Here is a 24,720-nt window from a genome sequence, read left to right as displayed (position 1 = left end):
AGATTCTTAGTTCACGGTATTTTTCATAACTGTAAAAAACGAATATAGCCATAAAAAGACCCCACCTTGCCATCTACTAATATGGAAAAGTGGGGTAATCTTTTGTTTATTGATTTTCTTTGATTTTCGCCAAGGTGAGTCGAACTTGCTCAAATCCTGTTCCACCAGCACTGTTTCTTCTACTCACTGCATTTTCTGGAAGAAGAACTTCATAGATATCTTTACTAAAAAGCTCTGATGCATCTTGATAGTCTTCAAGTGGAAGATCTAATAGATAAATTCCTCTTTGAATACAAGTTAATACTAATTTCCCCACAACCTCGTGTGCATCTCGAAATGGCAAGCCTTTTGATGCCAAGTAATCTGCCAGTTCGGTTGCATTTGAAAAATCTTTTTTGACAGCCGCAGCCATTACATCTGACTTAACCTTCAAAGACGAAATCATCCCTGCAAAAATTTTAAGAGAACCTTTTACTGTTTGAACAGTATCAAACATGCCCTCTTTGTCTTCCTGCATATCCTTGTTATAAGCAAGTGGAGTTCCTTTTAGAACAGTTAATAACCCAAATAGGTTTCCATACACACGACCAGTTTTACCACGGATTAACTCAGCCATATCAGGATTTTTCTTTTGTGGCATAATGCTACTTCCTGTTGCGAAAGCATCATCAATTTCAACAAATTGAAACTCCTGGCTTGACCACAAGATAAGCTCCTCACAAAAACGAGATAAATGCATCATGATAAGTGAGGAATTACTCAAAAATTCAACAATAAAGTCACGATCACTAACTGCATCAATACTATTTTCATAGATGCCATCAAACCCTAAAAGCTCGGCACTATATTCACGATCAATTGAAAAGGTCGTACCCGCTAGCGCTCCAGCACCTAGTGGAGAGAGGTTGATACGCTTCAACGAATCTGTTAAGCGCTCTTTATCTCGTTTAAACATAAAATAATACGCTAGTAAATGGTGAGCAAATGAAATGGGCTGTGCTCTTTGTAAGTGAGTATATCCTGGAACGATGGTTTCAACATGCTGTTCCGCTTGCGATACAATAGCTCCTTGTAGTTCGTCTAAAAGTCCAACAATCTCATCCACCTGATTTTTCAAATACAAATGCATATCTGTTGCTACTTGATCATTTCTACTTCTTCCAGTATGGAGTTTCCCTCCGACAGGACCAATTTCATCAATTAGCATTTTTTCGAGATTTAAATGGATATCTTCCTGAGCTACAGAAAACTGTAGCTCATTATTCTTTGCCTTTTCTAATAAAAGATATAATCCATTCTTAATTTGTTCTACTTCATTGGTAGTTAAAATCTCACACTTTCCAAGCATTGTTACGTGTGCAAGACTTCCTTCGATATCTTCTTTAACTAATTCTTGGTCAAAGGATATAGAAGCGCCGAATTCGTCAACCCACTCTTCAGCACTCTTCACAAATCGACCACCCCAAAGTTTTTTCACACGTTCACCTTCTTATTATTTACAATGCTATTCACCTTCGTTGGAAGCCCCCAAAGAGTGATAAATCCAACTGCAGCATTATGATCAAACTCATCATCAGAAGTATAAGTTGCTAACTTCTCATCGTATAAAGAATAATCAGATTTACGACCTTCTACAATTGCATGACCTTTAAACAGTTTTACACGAACAACACCTGTAACTGTTTTTTGAGTTTCATCAATAAATGCAGTTAATGCATCTTTTAATGGTGAGAACCACAGGCCATTATAAATTAGTTCTGTTAATTTTTGACCAATCATTGGTTTAAAGTGAGCCACTTCTTTTACGAGAGTGATATCTTCTAACTCTTTATGTGCCTTTAATAAGGTAACCGCTCCTGGACATTCATAAACTTCACGAGATTTAATTCCAACAAGACGATTTTCCACGTGATCAATACGACCAACGCCATGTTTGCCTGCAACATAGTTTAATTCAAGGATTAATTCTGCTAACGTATAAGATTTTCCGTTTAATGTTGTAGGTACACCCTTTTCAAAACCAATTTCAATGATTTCAGGAGTATCTGGTGTTTTTTCTAATGGAGTTGTTAAGTCATATGCCTCTTCAGGTGGAGCCATCCACGGATCTTCTAAAATTCCACACTCATTACTTCTTCCCCAAAGATTTTGATCAATAGAGAATGGGCTATCTAGATTAACCGGAATTGGAATATTTTTCTTTTTCGCATATTCAATTTCTTCCTCACGTGACCATTTCCACTCACGAACTGGTGCGATAACTTCTAAGTCAGGATTTAGGGCCTTGATTGATACTTCAAAGCGCACTTGGTCATTTCCTTTTCCAGTACAACCATGCGCAACAGCGATAGCACCTTCTTTTTCTGCCACTTCAACAAGCTTTTTCGAAATAAGTGGACGTGATAAAGCTGACACTAATGGATATTTCCCTTCATAAAGAGCATGTGCTTGTAATGCATATAATGCATATTCATTCGCAAACTCTTCTTTCGCATCAATCACGTATGAAGAAACAGCACCAACCTGGATTGCCTTCGCTTTTACAAAGTCCAAATCCTTACCTTCACCAACGTCTAAACAGCATGCTACTACTGCATAACCTTGTTCTTGTAACCATTTAATTGCGACACTTGTATCTAATCCGCCCGAATAGGCTAGAACTACTTTTTTATTCATTATAATTTCCCCTCACTAAGTATATTCATTCGTTCATCTTTATATTTATTCAAAATCAATACGTTTACTTTAGCAATTTTTTAATAATATTTCAATACTTATACAAAAAAAAGTATAAAAATAAATTTTTCTCTAGATTGTATGTTTGGAATTATAAAATAGTGATACAGGTAGGAAAACATTTTATCATGGTGTAAAATAAAAATAAGCACTTAGCTTGGGGGGAGAACAATGGAGAAGCATTTTAAATATAATAAGAGACTTGGTATACCTCTCCCAGCTCTAGTAAAAGAGTGGGAAAGCTACACAAAGGAAGAACAACAAAAAATCCTTTTACACTGGGAAGGAATTAGAGGAAAAATACCTGATCGTATTGCGGAAATTGAGGAAATCATTAACCATAAGCAAACACTGCTAGGAAATGAACAAGACTTCCCTAGGTCATGTCAATTAAATGCCGAGATTTCAGACCATGCATCTGTTATTAATGATTTATGGATTTGGTATCGAATGAATCAAAATATATCAAATAAAGGGCATTACTAGAAATGAAATTAACAAATTGTTAATACGAAAAAAAGGACCGGTGAGGCCTTTTTTTATTGCCTATCGGTTATCGTTTTAAACATCATTCCACCACTTTGATATCATTTGCAACTTATACCTTAAACTTAAACTGACCTTCAACAAGTGAAGGTCAGTTTCTCGTCGTGATGACAATACTCTTACAACTAAATTACAAATCTTTTCTTACCTCTCTAACTACATGTCCTAGTTCTGGAAGAATAAGCTTTGACATTGCTAGTCTTACAGCTCCAGAAGAACCAGGTGTAGAGAAAATGACAGTGTCACTAGCCACCCCTGCAATAGCACGAGAAAGCATTGCTGCTGAGCCTATATCCTCTGTATAGCTTAACATCCTAAATAGTTCACCAAAACCGACAAGCTCCTTATCTAAAAGTCCTGAGACCGTTTCAATTGTTACATCTCGCTTGGCAATTCCGGTTCCACCGTTCGTTAAGACAACATCTATTTTCTCGTGATCACAACCAGAGAGAACTTCTTTTTCAATGAGGGTTTGGTCATCCTTAACAATGACATAATCAATAATCTCATGGCCATTTTCTTCTAGCAATGAAATCATAAGACTACCACTTTTATCTGTGTCCTTTGTTCTTGTATCGCTAACTGTAATAATCTTACATCTCACTTTGTTGGGTGCCTCTTGCTTATGTTCAAAAGAACTCACGACTCAGTTCCTTCTTTCTCTTTTAAGTATCTATATTGATAGAATTTATGAGCGTACTCAGTTACTTGCCTTGAGAATTGATAGTTCATACTTGCTCCGATTGTCATTCCTATCAAAGGCAAACCTTGAATTAATTTTTTTCGAAATAAGAAAATCACAACACCTTTTAGAATCTGTTTAAGCGGTGCTTTTAACCAAGCTTCATTTATTAAATGTTCATTACCTTCATAAAAGAAATAATCTTCTTCAGCTGTTTCATAAAGGTCATTTACTAATGAACTCCACTCTTGGTGCTTTAAGTTTTTTGGCATGGTTGCACCGTGAAACACCTTAAGAGAAATCATCATTTCATAAGGAGTATTTGTCTCATAACCATAAGTCATCGCAATTAATTGAACAGCTCTTAAATTAATAATTGTCATCGTTAGAATATCTGTACCTACTAATAATAGTCCACCGGTTCCAGCTAAACCACCTTGGGCAAAGGAGTAAACGCGATGTTTGGCAATTTGATGATCAGCTAAGTATGTAAGTTGGTTTAATGGGAGTTTCTTCATATCTGTTAAATGTTCTATGTCTTCATCAAATGCTCTAGCATTAGTAATTATCCGTTGCCTAGCATCCATTTGAAGTTGAGTTCCTTGAATAACTGCATTAAGATGAAAAAGCCAGTTATCAAGTTTCGCAAAAAATTCACCTCGTATCTCTTCAGGAACTAACTCAAACCCTATTTCAAGACCTTTATCATATGTCATTTCGATATCGGTTTGTTCATATTCAGCAAGCTGGATCGCCCACTCATTAATTTCGTCTAATATAGCCAATTCATATTCCGTTAATGCCATTTGCTCAACACCCCTTGAGTAGATACACTTGTTATTATATGGATAGTATACCATAACTCATTTATTGATTCTAAACTCGGCACTAAAGTGAAAAAGATAGATGGTTCGCTGGATATTAGCAGACTTTTTTTATTAATATAAACTGGAAAATTTATGTTAAGGTGTTAATATACTGTGAGATATATTTATTTAATGAAATGGATTGGAGATTTAAAAGTGAAGAAAAGCAACATTTTTATCATTGTGGCTTTATTAGTAGTTTTATTAAGCGGATTGTCTGCTTGCGGGAATTCATCTGAAGATGCACCAATAATCAATAATGTTTCAGGTTCTAATCATACACCTCCAAGTAGAGGTGGGTCTTTTGAATCAATTGATTCACCCACCGATAGTATAGCGAAACCCGATAATAGCACTAAGAATGATTCAAATGGATCCTCAATCGACAAAAAAGGTTCGACAAATGCAATACATTCTCCAACCAGAATTGAGGGAAGAAACGTGTTCCTAGCAAGATTAGACAACATCCAAAAAGAACTGGATGCTTTACCAGTAAAGAAGGATTCAGATAAAGGCGTAACAAATGCAATGAAAAACTACTATGGAACTTCCTACGAAATGTATGATAAAGAATTAAATGAGATTTATGCCGTCCTAAAAAAAGAACTATCTCCAGAAGTAATGAAGGATTTAAAAACTGAACAAATTAAATGGATAGAACAGAAAGAAGAAAAGGCAAACGATGAAAGACAAAAATACAACGAGGGAACTTTTGAGAATGTTGCAATGTATATATCCTTATACGAATCAACAAAAAATAGATGTTATGAATTAGTTAACACATATATGACAGATTAAAGGATAAAAAACGTGATCTACGATAAGTGATTCTGTTGTTTGTGGAGAAATCGTAATAGTGAAATCCGTAAAGGAAGAGACTGGGACAAATAGTCTCTATAAAGTGAAAAAAAGTGAAATCGCGTCGTCGATTTAACTTTTTTCACTTTATTTTAGACGTTTATTATGCAAGAGCTTACGCTCTTGCCACATATTTTCGTATATTCACTGCCATTAAAGCAAGACCTGTTTCGTTATCGACTTTTGATTTCCCACGAACCGAAAATCGTGTGAAACCTAAATTAGCCTTCAAGAATCCAAAAACTGGCTCCACGTCTGTTTTTCGTTGACGGTAAATCGTTGCCGTTTCTTCTTCTGAAAGCTTCGTTTTCACATATTCTTTTTGTTGTTCCCATTGCTCATTGATCATGAGCTTACGATTTGTACCTTCTTCCGCTTTCGTACATAACGATCTTACCGGACAGCCTGTACAGTCTTCGCATTCATACATTTTGAATTGGCGTTGGAATCCTGTTTTATCCGTACGTTTTGAATGGTACCGGAACGTTACCTTTTGTTCATTCGGACAAGTAAACGAATCACTTTCTTCATCGTATGCCCAGTTACTTGTTTTGAACGGGTCTTTTTGGTGTTTTTTCTTTTGTTCGTTTAAGTAGTGATTATACGTTATGAGTGGTATGCGTTTGCGTTTTGTCAGAATATCATCGTAATTTTGTTCGCTTCCATAACCGGCATCTGCAACAATATATTTAGGTAACGAAAAGAACTCCTTTTCAATTCGATCAAGGAATGGGATTAGTGTTTTGGTATCCGTTGGGTTTGGAAATACATCGTAAGCCAGTGTGAATTGTCCTTCTGTTGCAATTTGAACAGTGTAGCCAGCCTTTAGTTGTCCATTTTGCATATAGTCATCCTTCATTCGCATGAAGGTTGCTTCGCGGTCTGTTTTCGAGTAGCTATTGCGTGTGCCCAGTATATCAAAATCCTTTTCATACTTCTGTTTACGCGTGATCCAATCGTATATTTGTTTTACCATTTGTTTTGGTGACTTTCGTTCACTTCTTAGCTGTTTACGCTCCATTACATCGTCAGATGTTTCAATCTTTTGTGTATATCCATCAACAACTTCATCTAATTTTTCAGCGATTTGAGTTAACTCCTCAATGGACAGCTGCTCGTCATTTTCTTTTTGTATTTCAGGAATGATCTCATTTTCAAGCAGTTCATTATAAAACTGATTCGACTTTTCTACGAGACTTGAATGAAACTTTTCAATGGCCTTTTTCCATACAAACGTGAATTTATTGGCATTGGCTTCGATTTTGGTGCCATCAATAAAAATCGCTTCTTGATCAATGAGTTTCTCCTGTACTAATTGGCATCGAAACTGCACGAAACACTGACGTATTAATTCCTTCATTTCGGAATTGACACGGAAACGGTTTATTGTGCGATAACATGGCGTATAACCTTGTGCAAGCCACATCATACGGATACTATCGCCCAAAAGTCCTGCTATTTTTCGACCAGAGAAAGTTGATTGCGTATAACCACATAAAATAATTTTCAGCATCATACGTGGGTGATAAGGTGGACAACCGGTATGACGAGTAAATGAATCGAAGGCTTTTTGCGGTATACTTTCGACTAAATGGTGGATAGGAAAGGCAATATCATTATCTTGTAATTTCATTTCTAAATCTAAAGGCAAAACCATTTGATTCATGTTATAATTTTTAAACATAAGGATCCTTCTTTCAGATAGAATTTGGTGTGGTAACTTTATTTTATCAGAAGTGGTCCTTATTTTTTACTCCAAAATAATCAAAGCCGATGAAATTTTACTCTCGTAAAATTTCATCGGCTTTTTCATTTCAGAGATGGGTTTTGTCCCAGCCTCTTTCTTTATTGCAAAAGTTGCAAATCGTTATACATTTTTACTTTACCATTTCACTGTACATTTCGTTTACGAGAGGTAAACGGAACCTGTTAGCAAATCAGTAATTATTAATGTGCTAAACGAAGTGCATCACGCGCAATCATTACTTCTTCATTAGTAGGAATGATGATTACTTTTACTGGCGAATGAGGGTAATTAATAAATGCTTCTTCACCGCGAACTTGATTACGTGAAGGATCCCAATAAATGCCCATGAATTCTAATCCACGAAGTACACGAGCACGAATTGTATCACTATTTTCACCAATTCCGGCTGTAAAGATAATTGCATCTACTCCATACATTCTTGCAGCATAAGACCCGATATATTTATGGATTCTGCTAGCAAATACTTCAAGAGCTAATTCCGCACGAGCATTTCCTTCTTCAGCTTTTGCTTCAATATCACGAAGGTCACTAGAAAAGCCCGAAACCCCAAGCATTCCACTCTTCTTATTCAGTACATCCAATACTTCATCAGCTGTTTGACCTGTTTTTTCCATAATGTAAGGAATTAAAGATGGGTCAATATTCCCTGAACGAGTTCCCATCGCTACACCTGCAAGAGGTGTGAAACCCATAGATGTATCAATCGATTTTCCACCTTCAATAGCTGCGATACTTGCACCATTACCTAGGTGACATGAAATAAGTCGTAATTGTTCCAATGGTCTTCCTAATAGTTCAGCCGCACGCTCTGAAACATATTTGTGAGAAGTACCATGAAATCCGTATTTACGGATGCCATATTTCTCATAGTATTCGTATGGAAGGCTATAGAGGAATGACTTTTCAGGCATTGTCTGATGGAATGCAGTATCAAAAACAGCAACTGCTGGCACATTAGGCAATACTTCCTTAAATGCTTTCACCCCTGTAATATTTGCTGGGTTATGAAGTGGTGCTAATTCTGTAAGCTGATCTAATTTACCTAAAATCTCGTCCGTTATTAATACTGAATCACTAAACTCTTCTCCACCATGTACAACACGGTGACCGATTCCATCGATTTCATCTAAAGATTTAATGATCCCTGTGTTCGTTAATTTATCTAATAAAATTTTAACTGCAACAGAATGATTTGGAATATCTGTCACTTCAGTTTGCTTTTCCCCATTAACACTAATGCTAAATATTGCATTATCAAGTCCAATACGTTCAACCAAGCCTTTTGTTACGACTTCTTCACTTGGCATTTCAAATAGCTGGAATTTCAACGATGAACTGCCAGCATTTATTGCGATAATTTTTGACATTTTTTCCGCTCCTTTTAATGAGTGTCTCTGGTGTCTATGTATTAGTATCATATCTCTACATTATTCTATGCAATTTGACACTTTTATATCTGCCTTTTCCATTTAAACACCGAGTAGTAAACATTTCAAGAGCAAGTGAGATTTGGTACCGTTTTCGTCACAAATTCTTTAAATTCAGACAAATGAATCTCTTTTTTTATGAACAAATTGTTACATTTTCACTTTTTCATCTTTAAACCATTGATCAATCTTTTGAACCATATTACTCATAGCTTCTTTATTTGAAAATGATGGCAGATTTGCTAATAGCGTTTGTTTTGGAGCTTGTACTCCCTCTGCTTTTTTCTGTAAAATGAACACACTTTTAGCCGCTTCTTTTTGTTTAAACATTGTAGAAGGAAGCTGAATCAGGCCTTGAATGTAGGCGTGTTCATGTAAAAAGCTATTCAATTGCTTTGTTTGATCACTTTCAAATAAGGCATTGGGAATTAGTAAGAGCACAAACCCACCTTCTTGCGTATATTTTAAGCTTTGCTCAATAAATAAGTGGTGTGCGTAGGAGTGTCCTGTCTCAGCCTTTAATTGATAGTTAGAAGCATTCACATCATTGGGATAATATCCATACGGCAAATCACATACGATTACATCAACAGGATCAACATACAGCGCTTCAAGGCTATCTTGATTAAACAACTCCACATTCTGCTCTTGTAGGTTCGCATTTACAAAGGCTAACCTTATAAGTAAATCATCAACATCACATCCATAAGCCTTGACCGTTTTATCAGTATTCTGATTTAAAACAGCTGTTAGAAGATTCCCCGTCCCAATCGCTGGGTCAAAAATTGAAAGTTGCTCTTTCCCTTCGGTTACCTTTTTCACGAGATATCCGATAAATAATGCGACTGCATCTGGTGTCATTTGGTGATTTGCTTGAGAAGCCTCATGCATCCCTTTTAAGATTGAAAGTTGATAGGCTTTTCTAATCTCTTCCTTTGTAAATCTTTGTTTATAAAAAAGTGAATATTCTTTTTCAAGTCGTTTTTTACTAAGTTCACTAATCTCTTCTTGTAGGATCGCTTGTTGAAAAAGATTTTCCCCTGTTTCGGCAACCCCCTCTATGTATGTACAAGCTAATTCTTCTCTTAATAAGCTTGCTGTTTCATCTATGACTTTAAAAAGGATTTCTACTTGTGACCTTTGTTCCATCAATAACCCTCCCGTGACAATTTTTACCCTCTAGTGTAGCATGATTCATCTCAATAAAAAAAGCCCCTGAGGAATTTCCAAGAGCTTTTGGCATCTTTTTGCGAATATTTCATGTCAATACAAAGCCCCGAGTTCCCCCAGGGCGATTTTCTATCTACTATTGTGCTGCCTTTACAGCTGAGATAGCTGCCTCATAGTCTGGGTGATTTGTTGCTTCACTAACATACTCTACATATGTTACTTTATCATTGCTATCAATAACAAAAACAGCACGCGCTAATAATCGTAATTCTTGAATAAGGACACCATATGCTTCACCAAATGAAGCATCACGATGATCTGAAACTGTTTGAACATTTTCAATTCCGTTCGCTCCACACCAGCGCTTTTGGGCAAATGGAAGATCCATACTAACCGTTAAAACTTTAGTATTTCCAAGACCTGCAGTTTCTTCATTAAAGCGGCGTGTTTGTGCATCACATACACCAGTATCAATAGAAGGAACAACACTTACAAGACGAACTGACCCCTTTGAATCGTCAAGTGTAACTGGTGATAAATCATTAGCTAGAACCGTGAAATTCGGTGCAGAGTCGCCTACCTTTACTTCTTGACCTAATAGTGTAACAGGATTACTTTTAAACGTAATGTTTGCCATGCTTCCTTATCCCCCTTTAAATATATGTACATGTAAATTCTAGCTTTATCGCTAATAGATTGCAATTAATAAGATTTTAATTTAAATAATAAATACAAATCAAAAGGTGAGTACCTCTTCAAGTACTCACCTAACAATTAAATATCAAAATCTTGGTTGTTTTGAGATTGATTATTTCCTTGTTGTTGACCCTGGCTTTGACCTTGGCCTTGATTCTTATTTTTAAACATTTGCTGAACCTTATCAACAGCTTGTGGTGCAAGCTCTAGTAATTTTTCATACAAATGAGTATTTTCATCAAGGTGAAGCATTTTAACTCCAGAAGCATTTACAATCAAGAAAGCAATTGGTGTAATGGATACTCCTCCACCACTACCTCCACCAAACGGTAGCCCCTTTTCTTCGCCTTCTGCAGCAGCTTGGAATTCACTACCACCAGCAGCAAATCCAAATCCAACCTTTGATACAGTTAAAATGACACTACCATCAGGAGTCTCAACAGGATCTCCTATGATTGTATTAACATCAATCATGTCTTTTAAATTTTCCATGGCAGTTGTCATTAAGCCTTTTATTGGGTGATCAGACATTCAAAATTCCTCCTAGCTTTTTGCTGATTTTTTTGCATTTCCTGTTAACATGGATAATGGAGTTGTTCTAAATTTAGGTTTACCACCTCTCCAAAATCTCACCAGTCTAATACCTGCTAACATAGCATTCCCGACTCTAAATTGAATAATACATTTTATTTTTGATTCTGAATGCAGTTGTTGAAATAAAGGAGTGATTGACATAACAGGTTTTGCTTTTAATATCATGTATTTACTAAGTATGCCCAAAAGACATCCTTTAATAGACCATCCTACTCCAACAAATATTCCTGTATGTGCAGCATCACCGAGTCCAAAACTTGTATGCCATTTCAATTCTGAAATCGTCACTTTTCGTAAAAACTTCTGAATTATTTTATGTAAATTAACAACATGCTCGATCAATGTTTGCATATCCTTCATACCATTTAAAATGGTTTTGGCGGAAAACTTATCAGTTTGCTTATTTGCACTTTCATTACCTAAGTTACTTTTTTCTTTATGCTTAACTACGACAGCAGCTGAATCATCATCTATTTTTACTAGAGGGATATTAATGGTATAACGAATGAGTCCAAACCATGCACTGAGCTTAACTTTTATGTCTTGGTCTTTCGGTGTATATTTTGCAGAGATTGTAACCTTAAGTTTAGTGATGATAATCAACATTAAAAGGGTAAGAATGATTATTAAAGTTATTAAGACCCATTTCAAGCCATCACATCCTTTCAATGTCTCAGTATCACCTTTTTATTCAGGAAATAAACACCTTTTTTTCGAAGCTTATGGATACTGCAGAGATTTTAGGAGTTTATAATTTCACAATGACTTTAACATAGCCCAAAAATTAAAAAAGAATACCAAAAGTGGTATTCTTTTCATATAAATTAATTTTAACGTTCATAAACGACTGTAGTATCTGCGAAAAGATCATGAATCCCTTGTTTTTTCGGAAGGAATGCAACAATTAAATATCCAACATAAATCAGTTTTGAAATATATCTCCCCACTAATTCTCTGAAAAGAATCGTTGACCAAGACAATTTCTCTCCTGTCAAACTAACCACCTTTAAACCGAATATCATTTTCCCTAAAGTTTGCTGAAAAAACTTGGTCATTAAGACAAAATACGCAAAGAAGGTCAAAGCAGTTAGTATTGATACCGGTGCAAACATATTAGATTCGGTAACAGGGATATCTAAAAGTCTAAAAACCGGATAAATAATGATTCTATTTACGCTTCCGATAATAATTAAATCCGCTAAATACGCCCAAAATCTCATCCAAAAGCCTGCATATTGATGTTGCAGTACCTTCTTTTCTTCAATTATATTTAAATCCTGTTCATTTGAATGATATGTCGTTTCCATTATTAGTTTTCACTTCCTTTACTTCGCATACAAGTACATCATGCGCGGAGAATTGGGCTGGGAAACTAATTGCATTAATGAAGCTAGTTCAATATCCTCTGTAAATAACTTTTGGGCACTCATCGTAAATAAAGAATTAAATCCATAGTGAGTTTTGTATTCAACTACACTTATATCTCCAAGATCATGATCCTTTTTCATTGCCTCAAGAGTATCTTCAAAATAACCTAATTCATCTACAAGGTTTAATTCTTTAGCTTGTCTACCATCATATATTCTACCATCAGCAATTCTTCGCACTTCATCTTCGGACAAATTACGCCCAGATGAAATCACTTCAACAAACCCGTCATATGCATTGTTAACCATGCTTTGAAGTATTTCTCTTTCTTCTTTAGTCATATCTCTTGAGGCTGACATGATATCCTTGTATGGTCCACTTTTAATTGTTTCAAAACTAACTCCATATCTTTCTGCTAACTCGCTATAGTTAATACCTTGCATGATAACCCCTAAGGAACCTGTTAAGGTATCTGGTACTGCAAATATCTTATCCGCAGCTGCTGAGATGTAATATCCACCTGAAGCAGCCATAGTACCCATCGATACATATACTGGCTTTTCTGTTTCTTCCCTAAATTCTACAAGGCGATTGTGGATTTCAGCACTTTCAACCACACCTCCACCTGGTGAATTTACCCGAAGAATAATTCCCTTAATTGAGTTATCTTCCTTTGCCTGATCAATCATTCGCAAAAAAGACTGATGCTGATAACCCGCACTATTGAAAAATGAAGAAACGTCATTTCCTGTGTCTTGAATTGTCCCATTCACATGTAACACAAGAATCTTATTCAAGCCCGTTCCTTGAACAAGCGTATGCTCAACAAATTCGTTTTCGGCTGTAGAAAGGAAATCCTCTGTCCAACTATTTCCATCACCCTTAAATGCCATTTGTGTTGCGAAATTAATTATCACTGAAAAAATAAACAAACCAACAGCAATTCCTAGTGCTGCCCACCGTTTTCCACTCATTCTTTTACATCTCCTATTCTTTACAATTACTAAAATTAACTACGTTAAGATTTGGATTTGGTTTCATTATCATGTAAACTAACAGTATATAATTGTAACAGATATTTCAATTAATGGATAATTTATCTGTACATTTAACATAGTAATGATAACGCTTAAATGGAGGAATTAACATGCCAGATCGTCGTAATCTTTATTTCTTTCACGAAAAAAATACCGAACTTGCAGAGAAAATAGAATACCTAAGAGAACTAGCAGTTAAGCATAAATTCACCCTGGTTTCTGACTCATCCAACGCTAACATTATTGTAAGTATTGGGGATGATGGCACTTTTCTACAAGCTGTACGAAAAACAAATTTCAGACAAGATTGTCTTTATGTTGGAATCTCAGTGACTGGAACCTTAAATATGTATTGTGATTTTGATATTAGTAATATCGACGAACTTCTTGAAGCAATGAACAACGAACAAATCGAAGTAAGACGATATCCAGTTATTGAAGTTAGTGTAGATAACAATCCTTCTTTTTACTGCTTAAATGAATGCTCGATCAGATCTCCTATCATTAAAACATTTGTAGTCGATGTGTTTATCGATGATATCCATTTTGAAACATTTAGAGGAGATGGAATGATTGTTGCCACTCCGACAGGTAGTACTGCCTATAATAAATCTGTGAATGGAGCAGTTGTTGACCCACTCCTTCCTTGCTTACAAATATCTGAACTAGCTTCACTTAACAATAAGCATTACCGTACACTTGGTTCCTCTTTCATTTTAAGCAACCAACGAAAGTTAAGACTAAAAGTCGTACAAGATGGTAATGATTACCCAATCATTGGCATGGACAATGAAGCAGTAAGCATCAGACATGTCGAAAACCTTGATTTTTCTTTGAGTGAGAAAAGAATTAAAACAGTAAAATTAAAAGATAACTCATTCTGGGAAAAAGTGAGACGAACATTTATATAAAAAAAGTTATGTACTAATAAATTCTGCAAGCTCTGTGTGGATGTGCGGAGAGCCACTTGACTCCTGCGGGATTTAGTAGTCTCTGGAGACCCCGCAGGAGCCCACCAGGCGACGCGGAGGCTCCCCAGACCACCCCGCGGAAACCAAGTGGATCGCAACGCATGAAACTTTACTACTTAGGTAATTTTCAGAGTAGAACTACAAATAAAAAAAAAAAGAGCGGGAACTAGTCCCGCTCTTTTAGCCATTTTATTTAATTATTGTTGTTGGAAAGATCCACTCATTTGTTGTTGAGCGAAAGATACTAAACGTTTAGTGATCTCTCCTCCTACAGAACCGTTAGCGCGAGAAGTAGTGTCTGCTCCAAGGTTCACACCAAATTCAGAAGCAATCTCATATTTCATTTGGTCGATTGCTTGTTGTGCACCTGATACTAAAAGTTGGTTTGAGCTGCTGTTGTTTGCCATGTGCTATCACCTCCTTGTGAGTATAGATTGTGTAGAATTGCTTTCATTAATACACATTTCTAACTGGTAATTGTTCACAGGAATGTCATGATATCACATTGGATTGATTTTCATTAAATTAATTAAAAAAGCTCATCAATCTCTTGATTATGTTTCTGCTGGCTAATTTTAATCATTTCCGTTTGATCAACTGCCTTATTGATTAGTGCCTCAAAATCAACAAAGCTTTCATAAAACTCCACTTTCTCACGCTTTGGTCGTGTCTTTGGAGCTGCCGGACTAAAAATAGTACAACAATCCTCGAATGGACGAATTGATATATCATGTGTGTTAATGTTTTTTGCCACATCAATGATTTCTGGTTTATCCATAGTGATTAACGGACGAATAATCGGTGTATTAGTTACTTCATTTATCGCATACATACTCTCCATTGTTTGACTTGCTACTTGTCCTAAGCTTTCTCCCGTTGTAATCGCTAATGCTCTTTGTTTTTTTCTAATTTCATCAGTAATCCTTAACATCATCCGTCTTGTAGAGATAAGTGAGTAATTCTCGGGGACTTGTTTTTGTATTACTTCTTGTATTTCAGTAAATGGAACGATATGAAGCTTAATGTCCGGACCAAACTTCGTTAAAACCTCTGTTAAATCAAGAACTTTCTGTTTAGAGCGTTCATTTGTATATGGTGGACTGTAGAAATGGACTGCTTCAATCTCTAGTCCTCGCTTCATAGCAAAATACCCTGCAACTGGACTATCAAGACCACCTGAAAGCATCAGCATCGACTTACCACTTGTCCCAACTGGTAAACCTCCTGGCCCGTAAATATCCTTACAAGTAATGTATGTTGCATCACTTCTTACTTCAACGCGTACATTGATCATAGGATGATGAACATCCACCTTTAAATCAGCTACATTTGTTAAGATGTGACTACCAACTTGATAATTAATTTCATTGGTATCAAATGGAAAAAGCTTGTCTACCCTTTTAGCTGTTACTTTAAATGTTTTTCCAACATAATCTAACTCTTTAAACGCAAACAAAGCTGCTGCCTTTATCTCTTCTATAGCACTGCTAGTTTTCACCGCAAGACTAAAAGAGTGTATCCCAAAGATTGTTTGCAGCCTGTTTGAGATTTCTTCTGAATCTTCGCCATTTAACACGATATAAATGCGATCTCTAGTTGTTTCAATCATTATATCCTTAAAATCAGCTAGTTTAAAATCGATGTTTCTTTTTAGCTTTTCAATAAATTTTTTTCTATTTCGACCCTTAGTCGATATTTCACCGAAGCGAATAAGTATACGATCATATTGCATATTATCTCATTACCCTTCCTAATTTCTCAGTTGCCTCATTAATAGATTTCACTATAGATGGTACTTCTTCAAGTTGATTATCTCCTGAAAGACTAATTCGAATTGCACTATTGGCTAGTGCTTCACCTTTGTTCATTGCGAGCAACGTTTTACTAGGCATTTTCTTTTTGGACGAACAAGCGGAGGTTGTAGATACAATTATTCCGTATTCCTCTAAAAGATGAACGAACACTTCCGCCTTTAGACCACCAATTGAAAAATTAATAATATGAGGTGCGCTATTTAAAGTTGGTGTATTAATACTAATCACTGGGTTTGTTAGAAGCCCTTCAATAAGGGCACACTTTATTGCTTCTAACTTTTCAATTGTACGCTCTTTATTTTCTAATGTTATTCTCAATGCCTTTGTCATAGCAACTACCCCAGCAACATTTTCTGTCCCTGATCGAAATTGCATTTCTTGTTCTCCCCCTGATATTAAAGGTGAGAGCTGGATACCACTTCTAACATATAATATCCCTGTTCCTTTTAATCCATTAAATTTATGAGCAGAAATTGTACATAAATCAATTCCCAAATCTTTAAAAGATAATGGAACTTTTCCAATTCCTTGAACATGGTCAACATGAAAAAGAATTTTCGGATATATTTTTAAAAATTCTCCGACTAGTCTTATCGGTTGTATAGCTCCTATTTCATTGTTTACATGAATCATAGAGACAAGAATAGTTGTATCTTTTATTGCGTTTTTCACATCTTCAAGTTCAATCATTCCATCATGATTAACAGGTAAATATGTAATTTCAAAACCATGTTCTTTTAATTGTTCACATGCCTCACTAACTGAGGGATGTTCAACTGAAGTTGTAATAATATGATTTCCTCTATGTTTGTGTTTAAGAGCGACCCCTTTAATAGCGAGATTATTCCCCTCAGATCCACCACCAGTAAAGACGACTTCTTGAGGTAAAATATCTAATAGCTCTGCAGCTTGTTTTCGAGCCTGCATCAGTAATTTTTCAGCCTCAGCACCTACTCCATGTAGGGAAGATGGATTACCATAGTAATTCTCTGCAACTTTTACAAAAGAGGCAAGCACTTCATTATAGGGCTTAGTTGTTGCACTATTATCTAGATAAATCATTTGAATGAATACCCCCTTAGAAAAGCTTCCTGCAACTAGTTATATTATCACATTAAGGGTAGAAAAGGAATGTAAAGGCGAATCAATTATATCAATAAAGTTTCACAACTTTTCAGAGGGTTATTTCGTCTTTAGCATCATTACTACATTCCTGCAAAGCCTCCGAACATTTGAAAAAATAGGCTAACTAAAAAAAGAAGCTCCTATTACTATGATTTACAATGGTTAACTAAACTAGTTACCATTATCATAACGGAGCTTCTTTTAGCCTTGAACTTTTTAGGTATTTTTGATCATTTCTTCAACTTTTTTTAATACCCCTGGTTCAAATTCATCTAATGTAGTTGCAGCTTGTTCTAACGCTTGTTGGTACTCATAATTACGAAACAAAGTTTCAGCCTCGTCTAAACTAGAAGCAACCTTTTTGTAACGACTTCTATATCTATTTCCGTATTGAATGACTTTTTCAGCTAGGAAAACTTGTTCAATCATTTCTTCTGTCGAACTAGATACTTTGTCAATTAAATCTTCAGCACTTTGTAGTGATTCAGTTACAGCTGCCATATTTAGGGGTTTCTCTTCCAACTTTAACATTACTGTTTGAATACCTTCTTTTGTTTCTCGAAGAATCTCTGCAAATCCAGTTGGTAGCCCCGGAATATTATTTTTCAGTAAAAGCCTTCTTATCTCAGTAAGATTTTTCTGCATATCAACTACTTTTTGACGTGCAACTAACTCATCTTTTCTTAATGCTTGGATACTTTCACAAAACTTATCATGCTTCTGCTTTAAGTCTTGGAGAGAAGCATAAACTTCTTCTAACTCATCCCTAATAATAGTATAAGCAATATGCTCTTCTGATAGTTTATCTTTTACATTTACAAATTGCTTAAACAATTGAGTAAGCTTTTTTAGAATTTGTCTATGTGCATCAATATCTTCTTCCGACAATCGATAGCTTTGTTGTACAATTTGTGTTTCATACTCAGATGCTCTACTTTCCTCAAGAAGGATATGAAAGTTCTCCTCAATTTTCCCAAGCTCTGATTGGATAAATTGATTTGCTTCAACTTCTTTTTCAAGCAAATCATACAATGTTTCAATAGCTTCATTAATTTCCTCTAAACCTGTTTTCACTTCATCTACTTCCGTTTTTTCTAACAGCTCTGTATAATATGAAAGCTGAGTTCTCAGACGTTCAATTTCTTTGGTCACTTGGATATGATCAAGGATGTAGCCCTCGGTTGTCATTTCATTATGTCCATCAGAGATTTCATCAAGCTTTTTTGGAATCGATGATTGACATTCTGTTAGCAAGCGTGGAATTTGCTCCATTTTCAAGCTAAGGACAGAAATAACACCCTTAATTGATATGACCATTTCTCTTGCCTGCAGATAATTCCCTTGTGTTGTAGCTTCCTCAAACTCTTTGAACTTTTCACTTACTTCATCAAGTTTTAATTCTAATTGAAATTCAGCTTGTCCAAATGTATGCCGATGTGCTAACAACACCTTTTTTAAGTCTCGATACGATTGTTTCAGCTCATCCATCTCTATCCGATTTTTCTCTTCACTACCAACAAGTTCATTTAATTCTGCTAAAATGCGGGTAATGAGAGCATCTGTTTCAGTTAATTCCTTCTCAATGGCCTCTAATACCTTTTTCGATTTATTAAATCGATATTTATCAGCATATTCTTCTGCATCAAATAAATATTCTTCTACATTTGGAAGCCTTAGGGTGACTATTTCATCCCATTCTTTACGCCATTGCTCAAATAATTTTTCAGTTTCACCTGTCATGTTCAAGTCTTTTACTTTTGATATCTCATCAGTAACTGGTCGATTCGTAATTTCAATTTTCCATAACTCTAATCGATCTACTTCCTGATATATTTTTTTTCGTGAATAAAAGCCTAAAATTGAAACGGTAATAATAATAACTAAAATTCCGATGATGATTTCCATAAAAAGCCCCCTTGCTCCTATCTAAAACGTCATTATGTAAGGCTTTTTTTCGAAAGTGGTTGTTATACCGATATCCGAAACACAGTGGCTCAAGCTCCTAATCGTCCCACTTCCAAAAAACTTTATATAGGCTGTTTTCGTACACTTTGTTGCTTTTAATGAGCCTTTATATAAAATAGCCTCTATGTTAAACCCCTGTTGTTAGAAGGCATTAGAAAAACAATTTTTATAAGTGTTTTTTTCAATGCTTTTATGATACCATGTAAACGACAATTTTTGAGCAAAAATTTAAAATTTTTTACAGAAATTTGCTAAACTTTTCATTGATTGTGAGGGGTCCTTATGAAAACTGATGGTCACATACATAGTCCATTCTGTCCACATGGAACAAAAGACGAATTTGAACAATATATAAAAAGGGCAATTGCACTTAATTACAGTGAAATTTCCTTCACTGAACATGCTCCATTACCCCTTGATTTTGTTGATCCTACACCAGATAAAGATAGTGGTATGGAATTTTCTAAGCTAGAAGATTATATCTCCCAATTACAGAATCTGAAAAGAAAGTTTCAATCCGATATTAAAATAAATATCGGATTAGAAGTCGACTATATTCTAGGTTTTGAAGAGGGAATCACTGATTTTTTAAATGAATACGGACCCTATTTAGATGATAGTATCCTATCTGTTCATTTCTTAAGAAAAGAAAACAACTATTATTGTGTCGATTTTTCTGCAGATATGTTCAAACAAATGATTTCCATTTTTTCATCCGTCGATCATATTTATCAAAGTTATTACGATACATTAGAACAATCAATAAAGGCCGACCTTGGGAAATTCAAACCAAAACGAGTAGGTCATATAACATTAGTCCATAAATTTCAAAAGCTTTATCAACCAGAAATGGATTACTCATCCAAGATTAAAGCAATTCTTAGTGAAATAAAGGCACACAATCTAGAACTAGATTATAATGGCGCAGGAATGAAAAAGGAGTTTTGTGCGGAACCATATCCGCCTCAGTGGATTGTGGAGGAAGCAATCAAACAAAAAATCCCTCTAGTATATGGGTCTGATGCCCATAGCGCGAAGGACTTAGAACAAGGTTATCAATATCTATATGCAAAGCATCTTTTTACTTCACCAACAAGGTTCTAAAGACTCGCGACTTATTCTGCTTTTCTAGTTGTAAAGGTTGATTTCTCAATTGGTTGACAAAGAGTTAGATTTACCCACTTTTCAATTTCTTTAACATACTGCTCAGTAAAATACGTATCATATGGCATCACATGTAATACTTCTGACATGTATTGAGTATGTAGATAGGGCATTGTTAACATCCCTTTTAACTGTATGATTGTATGAGGGATCGACATTTTTCTAAATTCCTGCTGATGAATGCCTGTTTCTAAAATCGACTTTATATAGAACTTTTCTTTCATCATATAGGTAGTAAACACTTCTCTAATCAATACGGAATCGAGGGTAATTTCTCTTAAAACAAATCGAGCAAGCTGACTATTTTCTTTCTGATATTTCATCAAATTTTTGATGAACATAAGTAAGCATTCTTGTGCAGAACGGCTATCTAACCGGACATACGCCTGTTCTATCACTGCTGTATATCCTTCTAAGAATGATGATACAAGGTATTCCAATAATCCGGCCTTATTATCAAAATAATAGGAGATATTCGCTACATTCACATCAGCTCTCTTGGCAATTTCACGAACTGAAGTTCCATCATACCCTTTCGTATTAAACAGAAAGGCTGCAGCTTCAATCACTTTTTGCTTGGTTTTCGAAGTTTTTTTCACTTTAGCTTCCATAACATTTCTCACCCTTTATATAAATGGTGTATACTCTTTTATAGTTTCTATAAAAATGACTCAGTTCCTTTAAGTATTCATCGACAATTACCTAGGTAATTCAACGTTTTTTGATAAAAATAGAGACTATTTCATAATTTGCAAGGGGGAAAACCATGTTTAATGTCGAACAGTATTCCGGAAATCGTGTAGATAATTATAAAATGTTAAATAAACAGTTAGCAGCTTTAATCGAAGGTGAAAATAATGCGATTGCTAATTTATCTAATGCAGCTGCATTATTGAATCAGTTTTTAACCGAAATCAATTGGGTCGGTTTCTATTTAACTGAGGATGACAACCAACTTGTTTTAGGACCATTTCAAGGTTTACCTGCTTGTGTAAGAATTCCCTTTGGTAAGGGAGTGTGCGGGACAGCTGCAGCCAACAAAAAGACAGAGCGTGTTGAGGATGTTCATGCATTTCCTGGCCATATCGCCTGTGATGCAGCTTCTCAATCCGAAATTGTTGTTCCAATAATCAAGGACAATAAGGTTATTGGAGTCCTTGACATTGACAGCCCTATTAAAAATCGATTTGATGAAATCGATCAGGAGTACTTGGAAGAGTTTGTTCGTGTGCTGGTGGAGAGTTTGTAAAATTGAATATTTGTGCCTTAGGATTTAGGATCCTAGGGCATTTTTTGTGTTAGAAACATTTAAATACTTGGGTACAAATATCCTAAAATTGTTTTTTTAGCCTTTGTCATCGGCTGATATTTCTTATAAAATTGATTTACTCAAACGAACCGGAGGTGAATGGTAATTCATGTTTTAAAACAAAGATCTGAATCAGAAGAACTATTAATTCTGAGATCACTAAAAATCCGAACAAACCTAATGGACCAGGAAAGCTATTACTTTAATCTAGAAAAAGGGTTACAGGGTGAACTTCTTCTTGACGAAAAACTTTCTGTGTTGACAGATGAATGGATTGCATTAGATGATTTACTTTTTGAAATTAATAATACTATTTTTCAAATTGATAAGATTCTTATTACCCAAGGTACAATTCTTATATTTGAAGTCAAAAATTATGAGGGTGATTATTTAATTGAAGGAGACCAATGGTATGTTACACCCAAAAAGTTGATAAACAATCCATTAGACCAATTAAAACGGAGTGATGGCCTCTTTCAACGAATGTTACAAGAACTAGGTTTGAAATATTCGATTAGATCATATCTTGTTTTTGTAAACCCCGAATTTCACCTCTATCAGTGTTCTACCGATCACCCAATTATATTTCCAACACAGCTAGAGCGCTTTATTAAGAAACTTTCATTGGAATCACAGAAACTGAATGATCGATGTTTTAAATTGGCTAACTTGTTATTATCGCGACATATTCCAAAATCACCTTATCTAAAAACATTTGAATATACTTATAATCAGCTTGCTAAAGGGATTACTTGTGTGAGGTGTCAGTCATTTACTAAGGCTGTAGGAAAACACACAATTTCCTGTGATTCTTGTGGTCTAGCGGAAAGTGTTGATTCAGCCGTATTGCGGACTATTGAGGAATTCACGAGACTTTTTCCAGATATGCAAATAACTTCTAGAGGGGTTTTGGAATGGTGTATGATTGTGAAATCAAAAAAAACGATTTTAAGAATACTTAGCGAGCATTTCAAGCTTGAAGGTCATAGTAAGTCGTCTCATTATATTAAGACTGATAAAAAGAACTCTCCCTTAATTGAATCCAGTAATTGAAGGGTGACTTCCTATAATTATCGAATTTGACTCCATTAAATATAAAGGGACTCTCTTTGAACACTTACTCCAGGTTCACTACTGAAAGGGAATCAGACTCGCTCTTTCATTCCCTTTCTACCCCGCTTCACTACTGAAAGGGAATCAGACTTGCTCTTTCGTTCCCTTTCTCCTCCGATGCACTACTGAAAGGGAATCAGACTTGCTCTTTCGTTCCCTTTCTCCTCCGATGCACGATTAAGTCCGTATAATTGTGTAAAAAGAAAAAGGGTTCATATTATTCACTCTTGGCTACAATGTTTTCAGCTACGATAAACAATGAAAAGAGGAATAATAATGACCCACTTACAGTTTAACCTAGATTTGGAAGTTTTAAAAGAATCAGTAATGAATTCGGATATTGATGCAGTTATTAAGTCTGCTGTTGTTCTAGTTTTAAATGAGGTAATGGAGAAAGAAAGAAATGATTATTTACGTGTATCTCCCTATGAACGCTCTGAAGATCGCCGTGATTATCGAAATGGCTACTATGAACGTGAGTTAATCTTGAACATTGGTAGAATAACTCTTAAAGTACCAAGGACTCGTAATGGTGAGTTTTCTACATCCGTATTTGAAAAATACGCACGATGTGATCAAGCTCTTGTCATCTCTATGTTAGAAATGGTTATTAATGGTGTATCTACTCGAAAGGTTACTCAGATTGTTGAACAACTTTGTGGTGAAGCTGTATCAAAATCGTTTGTTTCCTCCCTCACAGAGAAGCTTGATCCAATTGTAAAAGGTTGGGCTAATCGTCCTTTAAACACAAGATACTATCCATACCTCTTTGTAGATGCCATGTATATTAAAGTCCGTGAACATCACAAGGTCGTATCAAAAGCAGTTTATATTGCTACAGCTATAACTGAAAAGAATACACGTGAAATACTAGGTTTAAGCGTAGATCATGAAGAGGATTATGAGTGTTGGAGCCGCTTTTTACAACAGCTTAAATCACGCGGGCTTCAATCCCCACAACTAGTGATATCAGATGCTCATAAAGGACTACAAAAGGCCATACAACGTGAATTTGTAGGAACTTGCTGGCAAAGATGCAACGTACATTTTAAACGTAATATTTTTAATAAGCTACCAAAGAAAGATTCAACTGATGTACGTATGATGGTTAAGCGTATCTTTGAAGCCATTACTATTGAAGACATTCGAATATTCAAAGATGAACTGATAAGCCAATTTGGAAACAACTCAAAGTATGAGAAGGCTTTAGCTATCTTAGAAGATGGTTTCGAAGATACCATTCAGTACATGAATTATCCAGAAAAAATACGTCCACACATACGAAGCACTAATTCTCTTGAACGCTTAAATCAAGAGGTGCGTCGAAGAGAAAGAGTTATTCGTATATTCCCAAATACACAATCTGCTTTTAGATTGATAGGTGCAATATTAATGGAATATCAAGAGTCTATTTACGCTAAAAGAAAATCGTTAATGCATTAGTTGTTTTTTGAACCTTCCATTATGGAATAATCGCATATCCAGGAAAGGCTGTCAAAGTGAAGTGCCTT

23 protein-coding genes and 1 pseudogene are annotated in these 24,720 nt (G+C 35.5%); 7 read left to right on the top strand and 17 right to left on the bottom strand.

Annotated elements, in window-relative coordinates:
* Positions 1–106 precede the first annotated feature (106 nt).
* Together argH and BK579_RS09910 are read right to left on the bottom strand one after the other, a co-directional pair.
* Complete coding sequence (gene argH, locus BK579_RS09915) at positions 107–1,477, bottom strand: argininosuccinate lyase (protein WP_078545104.1); 1,371 nt, start codon at positions 1,475–1,477, stop codon at positions 107–109.
* On the bottom strand, positions 1,474–2,679 hold the full coding sequence (locus tag BK579_RS09910; protein ID WP_139365083.1) for an argininosuccinate synthase: 1,206 nt from the start codon (positions 2,677–2,679) through the stop codon (positions 1,474–1,476). The genes argH and BK579_RS09910 overlap by 4 nt, the downstream gene beginning before the upstream one ends.
* A 228-nt stretch (positions 2,680–2,907) precedes the next feature.
* Between BK579_RS09910 and BK579_RS09905 the strand changes: the two genes are divergently transcribed.
* The gene (locus tag BK579_RS09905) at positions 2,908–3,222 is read left to right on the top strand and encodes a hypothetical protein (protein WP_078545101.1); all 315 of its coding nucleotides are present in this window, start codon (positions 2,908–2,910) and stop codon (positions 3,220–3,222) included.
* A gap of 190 nt (positions 3,223–3,412) precedes the next feature.
* Here BK579_RS09905 and BK579_RS09900 read toward each other — a convergent pair whose 3' ends face one another.
* Both BK579_RS09900 and BK579_RS09895 read right to left on the bottom strand, forming a co-directional pair.
* On the bottom strand, positions 3,413–3,925 hold the full coding sequence (locus BK579_RS09900; protein ID WP_078545099.1) for a MogA/MoaB family molybdenum cofactor biosynthesis protein: 513 nt from the start codon (positions 3,923–3,925) through the stop codon (positions 3,413–3,415).
* Positions 3,922–4,770 carry an EcsC family protein gene (locus BK579_RS09895; protein ID WP_078545098.1) on the bottom strand — a complete coding sequence of 283 codons (849 nt, stop codon included), beginning with the start codon at positions 4,768–4,770 and terminating at the stop codon, positions 3,922–3,924. The genes BK579_RS09900 and BK579_RS09895 overlap by 4 nt, the downstream gene beginning before the upstream one ends.
* A gap of 174 nt (positions 4,771–4,944) precedes the next feature.
* On the opposite strand from BK579_RS09895, the gene BK579_RS09890 reads away from it, so the two are divergent.
* Complete coding sequence (locus BK579_RS09890; protein WP_235848401.1) at positions 4,945–5,628, top strand: lysozyme inhibitor LprI family protein; 684 nt, start codon at positions 4,945–4,947, stop codon at positions 5,626–5,628.
* A gap of 184 nt (positions 5,629–5,812) precedes the next feature.
* Here the strand turns inward: BK579_RS09890 and BK579_RS09885 are convergent.
* From BK579_RS09885 to sppA, 8 genes and pseudogenes are all read right to left on the bottom strand, one after another.
* Positions 5,813–7,372: pseudogene (locus BK579_RS09885) on the bottom strand (IS1182 family transposase); the annotation flags it as partial.
* Positions 7,373–7,635: 263 nt separating this feature from the next.
* Positions 7,636–8,823 (bottom strand): acetate kinase, encoded by a 1,188-nt coding sequence (locus BK579_RS09880; protein WP_078545095.1) that lies wholly within the window; start codon positions 8,821–8,823, stop codon positions 7,636–7,638.
* Positions 8,824–9,033: 210 nt separating this feature from the next.
* Positions 9,034–10,032 (bottom strand): class I SAM-dependent methyltransferase, encoded by a 999-nt coding sequence (locus tag BK579_RS09875; protein ID WP_078545093.1) that lies wholly within the window; start codon positions 10,030–10,032, stop codon positions 9,034–9,036.
* A 157-nt stretch (positions 10,033–10,189) separates the two neighbouring features.
* Positions 10,190–10,690: a thiol peroxidase gene (gene tpx, locus BK579_RS09870; RefSeq protein WP_078545091.1), complete on the bottom strand. Its 501-nt coding sequence runs from the start codon at positions 10,688–10,690 to the stop codon at positions 10,190–10,192.
* A gap of 137 nt (positions 10,691–10,827) precedes the next feature.
* Positions 10,828–11,280, bottom strand: coding sequence for a GerW family sporulation protein (ytfJ, locus tag BK579_RS09865; protein WP_078545090.1), 453 nt, complete (start codon positions 11,278–11,280; stop codon positions 10,828–10,830).
* Between the two features lie 12 nt (positions 11,281–11,292).
* Positions 11,293–12,012: a DUF2953 domain-containing protein gene (locus tag BK579_RS09860; RefSeq protein WP_078545088.1), complete on the bottom strand. Its 720-nt coding sequence runs from the start codon at positions 12,010–12,012 to the stop codon at positions 11,293–11,295.
* A 161-nt stretch (positions 12,013–12,173) separates the two neighbouring features.
* Complete coding sequence (locus BK579_RS09855) at positions 12,174–12,650, bottom strand: RDD family protein (protein WP_078545087.1); 477 nt, start codon at positions 12,648–12,650, stop codon at positions 12,174–12,176.
* A gap of 18 nt (positions 12,651–12,668) precedes the next feature.
* Positions 12,669–13,685 carry a signal peptide peptidase SppA gene (gene sppA, locus BK579_RS09850; RefSeq protein ID WP_078545085.1) on the bottom strand — a complete coding sequence of 339 codons (1,017 nt, stop codon included), beginning with the start codon at positions 13,683–13,685 and terminating at the stop codon, positions 12,669–12,671.
* A 173-nt stretch (positions 13,686–13,858) separates the two neighbouring features.
* Here sppA and BK579_RS09845 point away from each other — a divergent pair, with 173 nt between their 5' ends.
* Positions 13,859–14,659, top strand: a complete 801-nt coding sequence (locus BK579_RS09845) for an NAD kinase (protein ID WP_078545084.1) — start codon at positions 13,859–13,861, stop codon at positions 14,657–14,659.
* Positions 14,660–14,916: 257 nt separating this feature from the next.
* On the opposite strand, the gene BK579_RS09840 is transcribed toward BK579_RS09845, so the two are convergent.
* The 4 genes from BK579_RS09840 to ezrA form a co-directional block, all read right to left on the bottom strand.
* Positions 14,917–15,126 carry an alpha/beta-type small acid-soluble spore protein gene (locus BK579_RS09840; RefSeq protein ID WP_078545082.1) on the bottom strand — a complete coding sequence of 70 codons (210 nt, stop codon included), beginning with the start codon at positions 15,124–15,126 and terminating at the stop codon, positions 14,917–14,919.
* 122 nt (positions 15,127–15,248) lie between these two features.
* Positions 15,249–16,451 (bottom strand): tRNA uracil 4-sulfurtransferase ThiI, encoded by a 1,203-nt coding sequence (gene thiI, locus BK579_RS09835; RefSeq protein ID WP_078545081.1) that lies wholly within the window; start codon positions 16,449–16,451, stop codon positions 15,249–15,251.
* Position 16,452: 1 nt separating this feature from the next.
* On the bottom strand, positions 16,453–17,595 hold the full coding sequence (locus BK579_RS09830; protein WP_078545079.1) for a cysteine desulfurase family protein: 1,143 nt from the start codon (positions 17,593–17,595) through the stop codon (positions 16,453–16,455).
* Positions 17,596–17,874: 279 nt separating this feature from the next.
* Entirely contained in the window at positions 17,875–19,563 is a 1,689-nt protein-coding gene (ezrA, locus tag BK579_RS09825) for a septation ring formation regulator EzrA (RefSeq protein ID WP_078545078.1), read from the bottom strand.
* Positions 19,564–19,905: 342 nt separating this feature from the next.
* Here ezrA and hisJ point away from each other — a divergent pair, with 342 nt between their 5' ends.
* Positions 19,906–20,727: a histidinol-phosphatase HisJ gene (hisJ, locus tag BK579_RS09820; protein WP_078545076.1), complete on the top strand. Its 822-nt coding sequence runs from the start codon at positions 19,906–19,908 to the stop codon at positions 20,725–20,727.
* Positions 20,728–20,738: 11 nt separating this feature from the next.
* Here the strand turns inward: hisJ and refZ are convergent, their stop codons facing one another.
* A complete protein-coding gene (gene refZ, locus BK579_RS09815) occupies positions 20,739–21,398 on the bottom strand; it encodes a forespore capture DNA-binding protein RefZ (RefSeq protein ID WP_078545074.1) in 660 nt (219 codons plus the stop codon).
* A 155-nt stretch (positions 21,399–21,553) separates the two neighbouring features.
* Here refZ and BK579_RS09810 point away from each other — a divergent pair, with 155 nt between their 5' ends.
* The 3 genes from BK579_RS09810 to BK579_RS09800 all read left to right on the top strand — a co-directional run bounded on the left by BK579_RS09810 (position 21,554) and on the right by BK579_RS09800 (position 24,652).
* Positions 21,554–22,036, top strand: coding sequence for a GAF domain-containing protein (locus tag BK579_RS09810; protein WP_078545073.1), 483 nt, complete (start codon positions 21,554–21,556; stop codon positions 22,034–22,036).
* A 159-nt stretch (positions 22,037–22,195) separates the two neighbouring features.
* Positions 22,196–23,149: a nuclease-related domain-containing protein gene (locus BK579_RS09805; protein ID WP_078545071.1), complete on the top strand. Its 954-nt coding sequence runs from the start codon at positions 22,196–22,198 to the stop codon at positions 23,147–23,149.
* A gap of 336 nt (positions 23,150–23,485) precedes the next feature.
* On the top strand, positions 23,486–24,652 hold the full coding sequence (locus tag BK579_RS09800; RefSeq protein WP_078544355.1) for an IS256 family transposase: 1,167 nt from the start codon (positions 23,486–23,488) through the stop codon (positions 24,650–24,652).
* The last annotated feature ends 68 nt before the right edge of the window (positions 24,653–24,720 follow it).

Source organism: Litchfieldia alkalitelluris (assembly GCF_002019645.1).
Lineage (GTDB): Bacteria > Bacillota > Bacilli > Bacillales > Bacillaceae_L > Litchfieldia > Litchfieldia alkalitelluris.
The sequence above is the reverse complement of the archived record's forward strand: the minus strand, read 5'-3'. Positions and strand labels throughout refer to the sequence as shown.